The sequence below is a fragment of the Streptomyces sp. NPDC111802 genome, assembly GCF_055634335.1.
Window position 1 is genome coordinate 1 of record NZ_JBVKCZ010000081.1, and the last position, 15,305, is coordinate 15,305.

12 protein-coding genes and 1 pseudogene are annotated in these 15,305 nt (G+C 72.6%); 8 read left to right on the top strand and 5 right to left on the bottom strand.

The annotated features are described in order from the left end of the window. Positions 1-141: 141 nt before the first annotated feature. Both ACZ7NC_RS42055 and hisC read right to left on the bottom strand, forming a co-directional pair. Positions 142-1,839 (bottom strand): aldehyde dehydrogenase family protein, encoded by a 1,698-nt coding sequence (locus ACZ7NC_RS42055; RefSeq protein ID WP_471497038.1) that lies wholly within the window; start codon positions 1,837-1,839, stop codon positions 142-144. 5 nt (positions 1,840-1,844) lie between these two features. Further along, on the bottom strand, positions 1,845-2,891 hold the full coding sequence (hisC, locus tag ACZ7NC_RS42060) for a histidinol-phosphate transaminase (protein WP_471497041.1): 1,047 nt from the start codon (positions 2,889-2,891) through the stop codon (positions 1,845-1,847). A gap of 342 nt (positions 2,892-3,233) precedes the next feature. On the opposite strand from hisC, the gene ACZ7NC_RS42065 reads away from it, so the two are divergent. Together ACZ7NC_RS42065 and ACZ7NC_RS42070 are read left to right on the top strand one after the other, a co-directional pair. Beyond that, positions 3,234-3,890 carry a hypothetical protein gene (locus tag ACZ7NC_RS42065; RefSeq protein WP_471497044.1) on the top strand — a complete coding sequence of 219 codons (657 nt, stop codon included), beginning with the start codon at positions 3,234-3,236 and terminating at the stop codon, positions 3,888-3,890. A 135-nt stretch (positions 3,891-4,025) separates the two neighbouring features. Next, positions 4,026-6,926 (top strand): ATP-binding protein, encoded by a 2,901-nt coding sequence (locus tag ACZ7NC_RS42070; RefSeq protein WP_471497065.1) that lies wholly within the window; start codon positions 4,026-4,028, stop codon positions 6,924-6,926. Between the two features lie 208 nt (positions 6,927-7,134). Here the strand turns inward: ACZ7NC_RS42070 and ACZ7NC_RS42075 are convergent, their stop codons facing one another. Genes ACZ7NC_RS42075 through paaI form a run of 3 tightly spaced genes read right to left on the bottom strand, consistent with a single transcriptional unit; the run spans position 7,135 to position 9,606 of the window. Beyond that, complete coding sequence (locus ACZ7NC_RS42075) at positions 7,135-7,764, bottom strand: TetR/AcrR family transcriptional regulator (RefSeq protein WP_471497046.1); 630 nt, start codon at positions 7,762-7,764, stop codon at positions 7,135-7,137. A gap of 25 nt (positions 7,765-7,789) precedes the next feature. Beyond that, entirely contained in the window at positions 7,790-9,136 is a 1,347-nt protein-coding gene (gene paaK, locus ACZ7NC_RS42080; protein WP_471497048.1) for a phenylacetate--CoA ligase PaaK, read from the bottom strand. Beyond that, positions 9,133-9,606 (bottom strand): hydroxyphenylacetyl-CoA thioesterase PaaI, encoded by a 474-nt coding sequence (gene paaI, locus ACZ7NC_RS42085; RefSeq protein ID WP_471497050.1) that lies wholly within the window; start codon positions 9,604-9,606, stop codon positions 9,133-9,135. Before paaI ends, paaK begins: the two co-directional genes overlap by 4 nt. 96 nt (positions 9,607-9,702) lie before the next feature. Here paaI and paaN point away from each other — a divergent pair, with 96 nt between their 5' ends. The 6 genes and pseudogenes from paaN to ACZ7NC_RS42115 form a co-directional block, all read left to right on the top strand. Then, entirely contained in the window at positions 9,703-11,415 is a 1,713-nt protein-coding gene (paaN, locus tag ACZ7NC_RS42090; protein WP_471497053.1) for a phenylacetic acid degradation protein PaaN, read from the top strand. Further along, positions 11,408-12,631: a thiolase family protein gene (locus ACZ7NC_RS42095; protein ID WP_471497055.1), complete on the top strand. Its 1,224-nt coding sequence runs from the start codon at positions 11,408-11,410 to the stop codon at positions 12,629-12,631. The genes paaN and ACZ7NC_RS42095 overlap by 8 nt, the downstream gene beginning before the upstream one ends. After that, the gene (locus ACZ7NC_RS42100; protein ID WP_471497058.1) at positions 12,628-13,374 is read left to right on the top strand and encodes an enoyl-CoA hydratase/isomerase family protein; all 747 of its coding nucleotides are present in this window, start codon (positions 12,628-12,630) and stop codon (positions 13,372-13,374) included. Before ACZ7NC_RS42095 ends, ACZ7NC_RS42100 begins: the two co-directional genes overlap by 4 nt. Further along, positions 13,371-14,225, top strand: coding sequence for a 3-hydroxyacyl-CoA dehydrogenase family protein (locus tag ACZ7NC_RS42105; protein WP_471497060.1), 855 nt, complete (start codon positions 13,371-13,373; stop codon positions 14,223-14,225). Before ACZ7NC_RS42100 ends, ACZ7NC_RS42105 begins: the two co-directional genes overlap by 4 nt. Next, positions 14,216-15,043, top strand: a complete 828-nt coding sequence (locus ACZ7NC_RS42110) for an enoyl-CoA hydratase/isomerase family protein (protein ID WP_471497062.1) — start codon at positions 14,216-14,218, stop codon at positions 15,041-15,043. The genes ACZ7NC_RS42105 and ACZ7NC_RS42110 overlap by 10 nt, the downstream gene beginning before the upstream one ends. 83 nt (positions 15,044-15,126) lie before the next feature. Then, a pseudogene (locus ACZ7NC_RS42115) lies at positions 15,127-15,305 on the top strand (1,2-phenylacetyl-CoA epoxidase subunit PaaA); the annotation flags it as partial.

Sequence of the window (15,305 nt, forward strand, 5' to 3'; positions counted from 1 at the left end):
CCGTTGCCTAGTAATAGGCACGGCGGGTTCGGCGAGAGGTCCGGGGAAACGGACCGGGAGCAATCCCGGCACCGCGCCCCGGGCCTACTCAGCGAGGTGCGGGGGCGCGGTGCCACCTGGACGGACTGAGGACGGGTGCGGTCATACGTCGATGAAGGCGCCGGTGGCCTCCAGCCGGTCCGGTGCCGGGGCGGCAGCCGTCGGCGGTGCGTGTCTGCGCGAGCGCACGACGCGAAACCGCCCGGTGACGAAGTGGGCTCCCCCGCCCGGCAGTTCGGCGAGGGCCGAGGACGGGTCGGCAGGCAGGTCATCGAGGTTCTCCACCAGGTGCACCCCGGCGTCCAGCGCCGCGGTCTCGGCGGCCGCCAGGACCAGCGGGTCGGTGGAGTGCACCGAGGCGTAGAGAGCCCCGTGCCGCGCCACCGTTCGGCGCAGGAGCGCCAGGCTGTGCGAGGTCGATTCGGTCCCCACCAGGAAGGAAACCGGCCCGGGCCACTCGCGCGTGTAGACCCGCTCGTCCGAGGCGCGCAGCCGCACCAGCAGCGGGCTGCGCAGGTCGGCATGCGGGTGGTCGGGGTGGGCCACGGGTCCGGAGGCGTGCAGCACCCGGCCGCACCGCGCGGCCTCCGTCAGGGCGCCGCGCACCTCGTCGGCCGTGACCGCGCCCAACACCTTTGCCGCGCGGGCGGGATGCCCGAGCAGCCGGTCCACGGCGTCGCCCAGGTCGGCCCCGAGGTCCCGCACTGTCTTGTGCCCCTCGTCGGTGGCGAAGCCGTGCTCCGGCACCAGGATGTTCTGCGGCGTGGTGCGCACCGTGCCGTTGCAGCGGCAGGAGGCGAGGGCGAGACCCCGTACCAGGCCCTGGTAGTAGTCGGTGGAGTCCACGACCACGGTGTTCAGTCCGGTCCGGTTGGCGAACACGGCGGCCTGGCAGGCGTGTTGCTCCAGCCAGTCGGCGAAGCGCGCGGAGCCCGTGTAGTCGACGATGCGCACGGCCGGGTCCGTGGCCAGCCTCCGGTGCACATGCCGCTCCGGTTCCGCCACCGCCAGGGTCACGAGGTCGGGTGAGTGTCCGGCCTCCGCCAGCACCTGCCGCGCGACCCGCACCGTGATCGCCAGTGGCAGTACCGCGCGCGGGTGCGGGGCCACGACGACCGGGTTGCCGGTCACCAGGCTGGCGAACAGGCCCGGACACCCGTTCCAGAGCGGGAAGTCGGGACAGCCCACGAGCAGCGACACCCCGCGGGGCACCAGCGTGCAGGTGCCCTGAAGTGCGAGCTGCTGCCTGCCGCGTTCGGTGTTCTGCCAGTTCAGGCCGGCCGGGACGCGTTCCGACTCGGCGAAGGCCTGGGCCACGGCCTCCAGGGTGCGGTCCTGGGCGGGCGGCCCGGCGGCGCGGAAGGCTGTCGGGAGGGGCTGGCCGGTGGTGTGGTGCACCGCGAGGGCCAGTTCGTGGCTGCGGGTGTTGAGCCGACGCAGGATCTCCACGGCGAGCCCGGCGCGCTGGTACGGCCCGGCGGCCCGCCAGCCGGCCGCCGCCCGCCCGGCCGCCGCGACCAGTTCCGCGGGATCGCAGCGCGGATAGGCGATGTCCAGACCGATTCCGTACGGCGCCGACTCCGTGCGCACCCGGCCGATTTCGCCGGGCTGCCCCAGGTCGAAGGGCCGCCCCAGCAGCGAGCGGAACACCTTCCCGGCGGTGCGTGTCGACCGCATGCCCGCGTCGGCCGCGTCCTGGCCGGTCGCCTGCGTGAACGGGCGATGGCACGCACCGGCCTCGATCGCGCGCACGGCGCTGTGCAGCAGCTCGCGGTGCCGCTGGTAGGGACTGGGGCGCATGCCCTTCAGCCTCTCCACGTCGCCGCGAGCGCGAGCAGGGCGTCGTTCTCCTCCGGCAGGCCGATCGTCACCCGCACGCCCTCGCCGAGGAACGGGCGGACCACGACCTTGCCGTCGACGCAGTGCATGGCGAAGCTGCCGCTGTCTTCGGCGAGCGGCAGCCAGACGAAGTTGGACTGGGAGTCGGGGACGTCGTGGCCCAGCGCGCGCAACCGCCGGGTGACACGGTCGCGTTCGGCGACCGTGAGCGCGGCCCGCCGGGCGACCTCCGCGCCTTCGCCGAGGGCGACGACGGCGGCTTGCTGGGCGAGGGCGCTGACGCTGAACGGCACCTGGGTCCGGCGCACATGGGCGGCGATCCCGGGCGGCGCGACACAGTAGCCCACACGCAGCCCCGCCAGGCCGTACGCCTTGGAGAAGGTCCGCAGCACCACCACGTTGGGCCGGTCGCCGAGGAGGGCGAGGGCGTCGGGAACCAGCCCGGGGTCGGCGTACTCCCGGTACGCCTCGTCGACGACGATCAGCACGTCCTGCGGCACCCGGTCCGCGAAGGCGGACAGGTCCCGCTCGCCGACCGCGGTGGAGGTGGGGTTGTTGGGGTTGCAGACGAAGACCAGCCGGGTCCGGTCGGTGATCGCCGCGGCCATGGCATCGAGGTCGAGCGTGTGATCACGCAGGGCCACCCGCACCGCCGATCCGCCCGCGACCGCGGTGAGGATCGGGTACGCCTCGAAGGAGCGCCAGCCGAAGACGACCTCGTCGCCGGGGCCGACGACCGTGTGCAGCAACTGCCCGCACACCTCGGAGGAGCCGGCGCCCACGGCGATCCGGTCCGGCTCGACCCCGTGGTGTGCGGCCAGGGCCTCGACGAGCGAGGTGGCCTGCAGGTCGGGGTAGCGCGAGACGCCGCCGGCGGCCTCCGCGAGGGTCGCGGCCACCCCCGGCAGCAATCCGTAAGGAGACTCGTTGCTGGCCAGAACGACGGCTCCGGGTGCTTTGCGGCCCGGGACGTAGGCGGGCAGCTGGGACAGGGACGCACGGACACGCACCATGCTGGTCTCGCTTCTGCAGCGCTGGGACCCGAGGCCTGGCCGTCGGGCACTTGACAGGCAAATCGTGAAGAGCGGACGACAAGCGCTCAACTGTTTGGGAAATTCGGCTACGAATCGCCGAAATCGAGGCAGCGGACCGGCAAACCGTCTCCCGGCGAGCCTTCAGGGACCTTTGGCACGAGACGGACGGCACGCGCTTTGCCGGGTCCCGGACCGCCCCCTTGATCACGGGACGGACACAGCGGCCGATCGGCACCCCCGCCGCGGGCGGGGCGCCAGCAGACTGCTCGCCGCCCGGGCCACACCATGTCCGCGGCCCGCCCGTTCCGATCGAGGGAGACCATGCACAGCACCCAGACCCGCCTCCGCTGCTCAGCCCTGACGGCCGGCGCGGCGGCTCTCGCGCTGTTCGCGGCCGGCTGCTCGAACGCGCCCGCGGGCGCGCAGGCAGGTGGCTGCCGCGACGACGGCCACTGGTCGGGACGGGAACAGGCGGCGTGGCTGCGGACCGCGGTGACCGTCCGCGGGACGGACGGCGCCGGTCCCTCGCACGAGAACGCAGCGGTCGTCGTCCACCCGCCGCGCACGGGCGAGGCCCGGGTGCTGTGCCAACCGATCGCCGTACAGGTCGAGTTCTGGACTCTCACGGCCACGACGGCGGGCACGGAGATGTCGTTCGTCATGCGCTACGGGCTGTCCGCCGACGGAAGCCGGACCCGTACCGTCGGCTTCCCCGCGGGCCTTCCCACCGGACGGGACGGCACCTGCTCCCGGGTCCTTGTGGCGGCTTACGCGGGCGCACCCCTGACCGAGGGGGAACTGCCGCGGAAGACACCCGACTTGGCCACCGCCGACGACACGGACGTGCGGTTCGGGACGGAACGGATCGGCGTGCACCGGCTGCTCCCGACGCGGGATCCCGCCCGGTGCGACACGCACCGGCCGGCCCCGAGTCCCACCACCTCTCGGTCGATGACCTGGGACATCCACCATCCGTGACCGGCCGCGCGCGGCCACGACCGGGGACGGGCCAGACACCTGGACCCGACACAGAATCCTCTGAATTTCCATTGATATGGCGATACTTGGCGAGGATGGCAGCCCGATTGCGTCGGCAGGGAGGACTACACGTTGGTGCCGGAAGGGGACCGGGCGGCGACACGGCTGATCGGCAGGGCCGAGGAGCTCGCGCGGCTCGACGCGGCGATCGACGGCCTCGGGCGGGACGGCTTTCCCGCTGTGATCGACATCTCCGCGGACGCCGGCATGGGCAAGAGCCGGCTGCTGAGCGAACTCTGTGCCCGGGCGCGGCGGCGCGGGCAGACCGTGCTGTGCGGCAGGGCCACCGAGTACGAGCGGCACACCCCGTTCCAGCCGTTCACGGACGCCTTCGCCGACGCCGATCCCGCCTTCCTCGTCTCCGACGCCGTGCCGGAGGCGGCGGCACCGGTGCTGTACGGAGTGCGCGACTCGGCTGTGCGCACCCACGGACGTGACCGCTTCGGCCTCTACCGTGCCGTCGCGGACGTACTGACCGGGCTCGCGGAGCGCGGCGGTCTGGTGATGGCGCTGGACGATCTGCACTGGGCGGACCCCGCGTCCCTGGAACTGCTGGACCAGTTGATCCGGCATCCGGTGCGCGGACGGGTGGTCCTTGTCGTCGCCCGCCGGGAACGGCAGACCCCGCACCCCCTCGCCGCCGCCCTGACCCGTGGCGTCGACATCGGAGCCGTACTGCGCACGGAACTGGGCCCGCTGCCCGAACGGGAGGCCATCGAGGCGCTCGCCCCCGACCTCCCACCGGACGACACGCGGAAGATCTATGCGGCCGGCGAGGGCAACCCGCTCTACCTGCAGTGCCTTCTGCACGCCCACCGGCACGGCGGGTCCTCGCCCGCCACCGCCGCCCCGGCCCACGGGATCACCGTCGCCGGAGTGCCCAGCGGACTGGCGTCGCTGCTCCTGGACGAACTGACCGCGCTGACCGGGGCGGAGCGCCGTACCGTCGAAGCGGTGGCGGTTCTCGGGGATCACGCCACACCCGCCATGCTGCGTCGGACGACCGGAACCCCCACGGCGCACGAGCTCGACGCCCGGACCGGTGCGGCGGTGCGGCGCGATCTGCTGCGCATGGGGACCGACGGCCGCTGGACCCTGCGGCACCCGCTGCTGCGGGCGCTGGTCTACGAGAACGTTCCGCCCTCACACCGTGCTGAGATCCACCGCGCCGTGGCGGAGGACTTGGCTCGGGCTGGCGCGTCGGCCGCCGAGCGGGCGCATCACGTCGAGCGGTCGCTGACGGGCTGGAACCCGGAGTCGGCGGCCGTACTGGCCGAGGCAGCCGCCCAGTTCGCCCATACGGCACCCGCGACGGCCGCCCATTTGCTGGACGTCGTCCTGCGGCTCATGCCGGACACGCCCGCCTACGCGGGTCGGCGTGGCGAGCTGACGCTGGCCCGCGCCCGGGCGCTCGGGATCGGCGGCAGCCTGCGTGAGAGCCGGGACCTGCTTCACGCGCTGATCAGCGGGTCCGGGCCGGACGACGCGGCGCTGCGCGGGGACGCGACGGCGCTGTGCGCCATGATGGAACGGCATCTCGGGCACTCCCCGGAGGCGACCGCCCTGCTCCGGCGGGAGCTGACCCGCGGCCCCGAGCCCCGCCAGGCGGTCTCCCTGGGGCTCGCCCTCGGCATGGCCGCCCTGAACACCGTCTCCTACCCCGCCGTCCGCGACGAGATCGAGCGGACGCTCGCCCTGGCCCGCTCCCACGACGACCTCATGGGTGAGCTGGGCACACTGGCGCTCGCGTCACTGGGTGAGGCCTACGAAGGACAGACGGCGGCAGCCTGCCGGCTCGCCGATGCCGCCGCCGCTCTCGCGAACGCACTGACCGACCCCGACCTCACCGGGCTGTCCGAGTCGCTGGTCTGGCTGGCCTGGGCCGAAGCCCTCCTCGAACGCTACGCCGACGCGGAACGCCACGCCGACCGCGGGCTGGACATCGCCCGGCGCGGCGGCCAGGTCCACGTCCTGCCGCACCTGCTGAGCGCCAAGGCCTTCGTGCACCTCACCACCTGCCGGCTGCCCTCCGCCCTGGAGGCGGCCGAGGAGGCGGAATCCGTCGCACGCGCCGTCGGCAGCAGCGACCTGCTCGCCTTCACCCTGAGCTTCAAGGCGCTGATCCTCCTCCTGCGCCGCCCGATGGGCGACACCCTGGCCCTGACGACCGCCGAGGAAGCCGTGGCCGCCGCCGGCACCAGCCGCCACTGGTGGGCGTCGCTGGCCGGATGCGTGCTCGGCCACACGGCCCTGATCAACGGCGATCCGCACCGGGCGCAGGGCGCCATCCTGCGGGCCGGCGGTCCCGAACTCCTCAACCTGCAGCCCTCCATACGCCCGGGCCAGCTGGACACCCTCGTCGCCACCGCCCTCGCCACCGGCGACACCGAGCGGGCCGAACGCTGGGCCGCCCGGGCCGTCGAGGAGGCCGACCGCATCGGGCTCCACGGCCAGCGCGGGGCGGCACTGCGGGCCCGGGCCGCGCTCGCCCAGCACCACGGCGACGCCCGCACGGCCGCCCGCCTCTTCGAGAGCGGGGCACAGGCCTACGCGCCCTCCGGCGCCACGCTCTGGGAGGCCTACTCCCTGCTGCTCGCCTCCACCCAGGCACAGGCCGCGGGAGGCGGTCCGCACGCCGCCGCGCTGTGGGAACGGGCCCGCCGCCTCGCCGACGACGGCGGCGCCCGCCTCCTGTCCGACCTGGCCGCGCTCGTACGCCCCCGGGCCGAGGAAGCCCCACCCGCCCCCACCGAACTCGACCAACTCACCGCAAGGGAACGGCAGATCGCCGAGCTCGTCGCCGAAGGACTCAGCAACCAGATCATCGCGACCAAGCTCTACCTCAGCCGCCGCACCGTCGAGACCCACCTGTCGGCCATCTACCGCAAGACGTCCCTGCCGTCCCGCTCGGCCCTGGCCGGCCTCATGGCCCGCGCCGCCCTCGACCGACCGCCGCATCGCGTACCAGGTACGTAGCGGACTGCGTGTTTTCCCCGATGCCTCGCTCTCGCCGATGCGACACCCTCGGGTCACACCGTGATCTTTAGGAGGACGAAGTGCGCAACGGTTGGATCTGGGTCGCGCTGCTGCTGGGCATCGCGCAAATTCTGTACTTCACCCACTACGGCTTTCCCTGAACGGCCCACCGGCGCGCCACTCGGTGACCTGAGCAACCGCTGATCCCTCAGCCGCCCGGCCGATCCCGCATCCCGTCGAAGAGGACCGCCGTCACGGCGTCGGCAAGAGCCGTGACCGGCAGTCCGCCCTCCGGCCGGTACCACTCGATGAGCGAGTTGACGGTGCCGAACAGCAGCCGGGCCGCGAGATGCGGATCGATGTCGGCGCGGACGCCGCCCTCGGCAGCCGCACGGGCGACCAGCTCGGCCACCCGGTGGTCGAACTCACGGCGCCGCTCCAGCGCCCGCCGCTCCACCGCGCTGTTGCCCCGCACCCGCAGCAGCAGGGTGACGTACGGCAGCTCGGCGACGAGCACCTCGACGCTGCGGTGCACGACGTACTCCAGCCGGGCGGTCGCCGTGGTGTCCGGCGCTTGAGCCCCGTCCGCCTCGTCGAGTACGGAGAAGAGGGCGTCCAGCGCGCGGCCGACGGCGAGCTCGAGCAGTTCACCCTTGCCGGAGACATGGTGATAGATGCTCGACTTGCTCAGGCCCAGGCGTCTGGCCAGCTCCTCCATGCCCGTGCCGTCGTAGCCGCGCTCGTTGAAGACGGCGACAGCGACCTCCAGTACGGAGTCACGGTCGTAGACGGGCCGGTCACGACGGCCGGCAGGGCTTTGTACGGACGTTCTGTTCACCCGGCCATTCTCGCAAGGTCAGCTGTCATGCCCGCCGGAGATCTTTGACGCGACGGAGCTTGCCGAGGGACCGCTCCAGGGTCTCGGGGTCGACGATCGCCACCTCGACGCTGACGCCCACGCCGTCCTTGACGCCTTGGCCGATCGCCCTCGCGGCGGCCTCGCGCTGCTCAGGGCTGGTGCCCGGGCGGGCCTCGACCTGCACGGCCATGTGATCCATGCGGCCGCGCCGGGTGAGCTGGATCTGGAAATGGGGGGCCGCTCCGGGCGTGCGCAGCACGATCTCCTCGATCTGGCTGGGGAAGACGTTCACCCCACGCAGGATGATCATGTCGTCGCAACGGCCGGTGATCTTCTCGATCCGGCGGAAGGCGGGCCGGGCCGTTCCGGGCAGCAACCGGGTCAGGTCGCGGGTGCGGTAGCGGATGATCGGCAGTGCCTCCTTGGTGAGTGAGGTGAAGACGACCTCGCCCTCCTCACCCTCCGCCAGCACGGTGTCCGTCACCGGGTCGACCACCTCGGGGTAGAAATGGTCCTCCCACACGTGCAGGCCGTCCTTGGTGTCCACGCACTCCTGCGCGACGCCGGGGCCGATCACCTCGGACAGGCCGTAGATGTCGACGGCGTGGATGTCCATGCGCTCCTCGATCTCGCGGCGCATCTCCTCCGTCCACGGCTCGGCCCCGAAGATGCCCACCTTCAGGGAGCTGGTTCGTGGGTCGATGCCCTGCTTCTCGAACTCGTCGAGCAAGGTGAGCATGTAGGACGGGGTGACCATGATGATCTCGGGCTCGAAGTCCTGGATGATCTGCACCTGGCGAGCGGTCATGCCGCCGGAGGCCGGAATCACCGTACAGCCGGCTCGCTCGGCCCCGTAGTGTGCGCCGAGGCCGCCGGTGAAGAGCCCGTAGCCATAGGAGATGTGCACCTTGTGGCCGGGGCGGCCGCCGGCGGCGCGGATCGAGCGGGCGATCACGTCCGCCCACATGGAGAGGTCGTTGTCGGTGTAGCCGACGACCGTGGGGCGGCCGGTGGTGCCGCTGGAGGCGTGGATGCGCCGCACGTCCGCCATCGGTACGGCGAACATGCCGAAGGGGTAGGTGTCCCGCAGGTCGGCCTTGGTGGTGAAGGGGAACCGGGCCAGGTCCTCCAACGACCGGCAGTCGGCGGGCTTCACACCGGCCTCGTCGAACTTCTTCCGGTACAGCTCGACGTTGTCGTACGCGTGTCGCAGCGTCGATCGCAGACGATCGAGCTGGAGTTCTCTCAGTTGCTCCCGCGTCAGGCGCTCGCCGTCGTCCAGCAGGTCGAGGGGGAGCGATTCGCCCAGGCGGGGTGCGGGGGCCGCCATGGCCGTCGTCTCGCTGCTCATCGCGACTCCTTCGTGGTGGTGCTCGGCGTCCGGTGCGCCGTCGTGTCCCTGGTCAATTGCGGTGTTGTGCCGGTGATGCTGCGGCTGCGTCCACGGAACTCCGCGATCACCTCTTCGTCGCGCCGGACGCTCACGTCGTAGACGCCGCTGCGGCCGAACCGGGTGCGCTCCTCCGCGATCGCCACCAGCACGTCACCCTCGTACGCCGGGGCGACGAAGGTGATGTCGGCGCCCGCCGCGACGGTTACGGGGCCGTGGCTGTTGCAGGCGCAGGCGCAGGCGGTGTCGGCAAGCAGGAACACGAAGCCGCCATGGGCGATCCCGTGTCCGTTCACCATCGCCGGCGTCACGGTCATGCGGAGCAGGGCGGTCCCCCGGCCGTGCTCGAGCAGCTCGATGCCCAGCCCTCGGGACGCCTCGTCTGCGGCGAACATCGCCTCGGAAGGACTCGGCTGAGTGTTCTGTGTCACGATTTCCGCCACCTTGTCTCCCGACCGAACATTCGGTTAGCGTGCGGCACGGCCTAGTAATCCAGCCGCACCGCTGCCTGTCAAGAGGTGGAACGCATGCCCCAGAACCCCCCTGACCGTCCGGACTTCTTCGCCCGCCACCGCACTCTGCTGGAACAGGCGGTCGCCGCCACCGCCGACCGGGACCACTGGACGCCGTATCCCGAGTCGCCCAGTAAGTCGGTGTACGGCGCGGACGCCGCCAAGAGCGGAGAAGCCGCTTTCCGGGGGATGCTGGGAGGCCACTTCGAGCTTCCCGGCCATCCAGGTCACGGCGCGGTACCGGCGACCGAGACCTCCCCGTACGGGTTCCCACTGGGTGTGACCTACCCCCGCGTCGCCCCGGAGGAGGCGCTGGCCGCCGCGAAGGCCGCCACCGGCCCGTGGCGCGACGCCGGGGCCGACGCCCGTGCGGGAGTGGCCGCGGAGATCCTCGCCCGGCTGAACGCGGCGAGCTTCGAGATCGCGCACGCCGTCGAGCACACCACCGGCCAGGCCTTCGTGATGGCCTTCCAGGCGGGCGGTCCGCACGCCCAGGACCGCGGCCTGGAGGCGGTCGCCTACGCATGGGCCGAGCAGAAGAGGCACCCGGTTGCGGCTCGCTGGAGCAAGCCGCAGCGCAAGGGCGGACCGCTGGTGATGGACAAGAAGTTCACACCCGTCGGACGCGGGGTGGCGCTGCTGATCGCCTGCAACACCTTCCCCACCTGGAACGGCTATCCGGGCCTGTTCGCCTCCCTGGTCACCGGCAACCCGGTCGTCGTCAAGCCGCACCCGGGTGCCGTCCTGCCGCTCGCGATCACCGTGCGCATCGCCCGCGAGGTGCTGGCCGAGGCGGGCTTCGACCCGAACGTGGTGATCCTGGCGGCGGAGAGCCCCGAGGACCGTACGGCGTCGGTGTACGCCCTCCACCGGGACGTACGGATCATCGACTTCACCGGCTCCAGCGAGTTCGGCGACTGGCTGGAGACACACGCCCGCCAGGCCGTCGTACACACCGAGAAGGCGGGACTCAACACCGTCGTCCTGGACTCCACGGCCGACTACCGCGGGCTGCTGGGCAACCTGGCCTTCTCGCTGTCCCTCTACAGCGGCCAGATGTGCACCACCCCGCAGAACCTGTTGATCCCGCGCGAAGGCTTCGCCACCGACCAGGGCGTGAAGAGCGCCGACGAGTTCGCCGCCGACCTCGGCGCCGCGCTGGACCGGCTGCTCGACGACCCGGCGCGCGCGGCCGGCACCCTGGGCGCCATCGTCAACGACGGTGTGCGCGAGCGTCTGGAGCAGGCCGCGGGGCTCGGCCGTACGGTGCGCGCGTCCACGTCGGTCGAGCATCCGGAGCACCCGGCGGCGGTCGTCCGTACGCCGCTGGTGGCACGGCTCGACGCGGAGACCGACCAGGAGACCTACACCCGCGAATGGTTCGGGCCCGTCTCCTTCGTCATCGGCACCGACTCCACCGAGCACAGCCTCGCGGTCTTCCGGGAGACGGTGCGCGAGCACGGCGCGCTGACCGCTGCCGTCCACTCCACGAGCGAAGACGTGCTGGCCACCGCCGAGGCGGCCGCCCTGGACGCCGGTGTGCACCTGTCGGAGAACCTCACCGGCGCGGTCTTCGTCAACCAGTCCGCCGCCTTCAGCGACTTCCACGGCAGTGCCGCCAACCCGGCGGCCAGCGCCACCTTGTCCGACCCCGCCTTCGTCACCGGCCGCTTCGCGACGCTGCAGTCGCGCCGGCCCGTTCCCGCTGAGGAGTCCGCCCATGCCTGACGACGTCTTCCTGATCGACGGCGCGCGCACCCCGCAAGGCCGCTACGGCGGCGCACTGGCCTCCGTACGCCCCGACGACCTGGCCGCCCTGGTCGTCGGCGAGGCCGTCCGCCGCGCGGGGATCCCGGCCGAAGCCGTGGACGAGGTGGTCCTGGGCGCCGCCAACCAGGCCGGCGAGGACAACCGGAACGTGGCGCGCATGGCCGTGCTGCTGGCCGGCCTGCCGCACACCGTTCCCGGCTACACGGTCAACCGGCTCTGCGCCTCCGGCCTGACGGCGGTCGCGAGCGCCGCCCAGGCGATCCGGTCCGGGGAGGCGGACCTGGTGGTCGCGGGCGGGGTGGAGTCCATGACCCGTGCCCCTTGGGTGATGGCCAAGCCCGGCACCCCCTGGGCCAAGCCGGGGGAAGTGCACGACACCTCGCTGGGCTGGCGCTTCACCAATCCGCGCTTCGCCGCCGCCGACCGGGCCGTGCCCGCCGGGGCCGGTCCCGAGTCGGTCAAGGTGACCCTTGCGATGGGCGAGACGGCCGAGCAGGTCGCGGCCCTGGACGGCATCACCCGTGCCGAGTCCGACGCGTTCGCGCTGCGCAGTCACCGGCGGGCAGTGGCGGCACAGGAGGCGGGGCGCTTCGACCGCGACATCGTGCCCGTTCCGGTGAAGGACGGCGAGGTCACCCGCGACGAAGGGCCGCGCCCCGGCACGACGCTGGAGAAGCTGGGCGCTCTGCGGACCATCTTCCGCAAGGACGGCATCGTCACCGCCGGCTCCTCCTCACCCCTGTCGGACGGCGCCGCCGCGCTGGTGGTCGCGAGCGCCGAAGCGGTGGAGCGGTACGGGCTCACCCCGCGGGCGCGGATCGTCACCTCCACGTCCGCCGGCGTCCAGCCCCACGTCATGGGTCTCGGCCCCGTCCCCGCCACGGAGAAGGCCCTGGCCCGCGCCGGGTGGCAGGCCGGGGACGTGGACGCGGTCGAGCTGAACGAGGCGTTCGCCGCGCAGGCGCTGGCGGTCATGCGCCGTCTCAAGTTCGACGAGGAGAGGGTCAACGCCGACGGCGGCGCCATCGCGCTCGGCCATCCCCTCGGCTGCTCCGGTGCCCGCATTCTGCTGACGCTGCTCGGCCGGCTGGAGCGCGAGGACGCCCGCCGGGGCTTGGCGACGCTGTGCGTGGGAGTCGGCCAGGGCGTCGCGATGCTCGTGGAGCGCGTATGAGCACCGCCTACGAGACGCTGCTCGTCGAGGAACGCGAGGACCGGGTCGTCGTCACCCTGCACCGGCCCGAGGCCCGCAACGCCATCAGCGGCCGCATGATCGCCGAACTGCACGAGGTGTGCGGTCTGCTGGAAGCCGATCCGAAGCTGCTGCTGCTCACCGGGCACGGCGGTGTCTTCGCGGGCGGCGCCGACATCGCCGAGCTGCTGCGGCGCGGCCGGAACGACGCCCTGCAGGGCATCAACAGCCGCCTGTTCGAGCGCGTGCGCAGACTCCCCATGCCCACGCTCGCCGCCGTCGACGGCTGGGCGCTGGGCGGGGGCGCCGAACTGTCGTACGCCTGCGACCTCCGCATCGCCGGACCGGACGCCGTCTTCGGCAACCCCGAGCCGGGGCTCGGCATCCTCGCAGCGGCCGGGGCCTGCTGGCGCCTGCCCGAGCTGGTCGGCGAGTCGATCGCCAAGCAGGTGCTGCTCGCCGGGCGGAACCTCGACGCGCCCGCGGCACTGGCGGCGGGCCTGGTCATCGATGTCGTACCGGCGGACAGGTTGCTGGACGAGGCGCACGCCCTGCTCGACCGCATGGCGCGCTCCTCCGCCACCGCCCTGCGGCTGACGAAGCTGGTCGTCGACTCACCCGGTGCCCACCCGGTCGCCGACGACCTGGCACAGGCCGTGCTGTTCGAGGGACAGGACAAGAAGGACCGCATGACACGCTTCCTGGAGAAGAGGAGTCGGGCATGACCTCAGCCCCCACAGTCGTCGGCGTGATCGGCGGCGGCCGCATGGGCGCCGGCATCGCACAGTCCTTCGCGACGGCCGGTTCGGCCGTGACCGTCGTGGAGAGCGGCGGGCAGGCCGCGGCCGCGGCACTGGACCGTGTCGCCACCGGGCTGAAGAGAGCCTCCGAACGGGGCGCACTGGCCGAGCCCGCGGACGAGGTGCTGGCAAGGGTGACGACGGTTGCGTCCGTCGACGCCCTGCCCCCGCACGCCGATCTGGTCGTCGAGGCCGTCCCCGAGGACGCCGCGCTCAAGGCCCGGCTCCTCGCCGCCGCCGAGCGCACGGTGAGCCCGACCACGGTACTGGCCAGCAACACGAGCTCCCTGTCGGTCACCGAACTCGCCGCCGCCCTCACCCGGCCCGCCCGCTTTCTGGGCATGCACTTCTTCAACCCCGTGCCCGCCTCCGAACTGGTCGAGATCGTCGTCGCCCCCGACACCGGGGCCGACACCGTCGAGGCGGCCCTCGGCTGGACGCACTGCCTCGGCAAGAAGGACGTCGTCGTCCAGGACTCACCCGGCTTCGCCAGCAGCCGCCTCGGCCTGGCCCTGGGCCTGGAGGCGATCCGCATGGTCGAGGAGGGCGTCGCGGAACCGGAGGCGATCGACGACGCCATGCGGCTCGGCTACAAGCACCCCATGGGGCCGCTGCGCCTGACCGACCTGGTCGGGCTCGACGTACGCCTCGCCATCGCGGAACACCTGCACGCCACGCTCGGCGAACGCTTCGCCCCTCCCCGGCTGCTGCGGGAGAAGGTCGCCCGCGGAGAGCTGGGACGGAAGACGGGACAGGGGTTCCACCCATGGCAGTGAGCAGCACGGCCGCATCAGCGGACGAAGTGGCTCCGCACGGCGTCGGCTACACCCTGGACGGCCGGGTCGCCGTCATAGAACTGCGCAGGCCCTCGGCGGGAAACGCGCTGGACGTGTCCCTGCGCGCCGCACTGATCGCCGCCGTACGGCGGGTGCGCGGCGACGGCGACCTCGTGCGGGCGGTGCTGCTCACCGCTGAGGGCCGGCACTTCTGTGTCGGCCAGGACCTCAAGGAGCACGCGCGAGCCCTGGAGACCGCACCCGCCTCCGCCTTCGCCATCGTGCGAGAGGAGTACAACCCGCTCGTCGAGGAACTGCACGCCCTGCCGCAGCCTGTGGTCGCGGCCGTCGAGGGCGCGTGCGTCGGGGCGGGCCTCGGGCTCGCACTCTGTGCCGACCTGCGGGTCGCGGGAGCCGGCGCCCGGTTCTCGACCGCGTTCACCGGGATCGGCCTGGCCGCGGACAGCGGTCTGAGCGGGGCTCTGGCACGGGCGGTCGGGCCGTCGCGAGCCGCCGCCCTGATGCTCCTCGGCGACCGCTTCGACGCCGAGGCGGCGCAACAGTGGGGCCTCGTCCACACCGTGGTGCCGGACGGCGGTGCCGCCGCGGAAGGCCTGGCCATCGCCAAGCGCCTCGCCGTCGGCCCCACCGCCGCGTATGCCGAAGTCAAGGCGCTGCTGCGGACCGACGAGGCGGCCTTGCCCGTCGTACTGGAACGCGAGGCGGCGGCCCAGGAGCGGCTGGGCAGGACCGAGGACCACCGGGCCGCGGTGCGGGCCTTCCTCGAAGGCCGGCAGCCGTCCTTCACCGGGCACTGACCTGGCTGCTGTCACTTGCCAGAACACGCAGAACTCAGCCATGATATCGACCGAACGAACGGTCGGTAGGGAAGGTGGGACACATGGCCGCGACACACGCCGACGCGTCGGCGGCGGGCTGCGCAGGGCCGGAGCTGCAGGAGCGCTTCGAGGCGACGATCGCCCGTGACCAGCGGATCGAGCCGCGTGACTGGATGCCGGAGGGTTACCGCAAGACGCTGATCCGGCAGATCGCGCAGCATGCCCACTCGGAGATCATCGG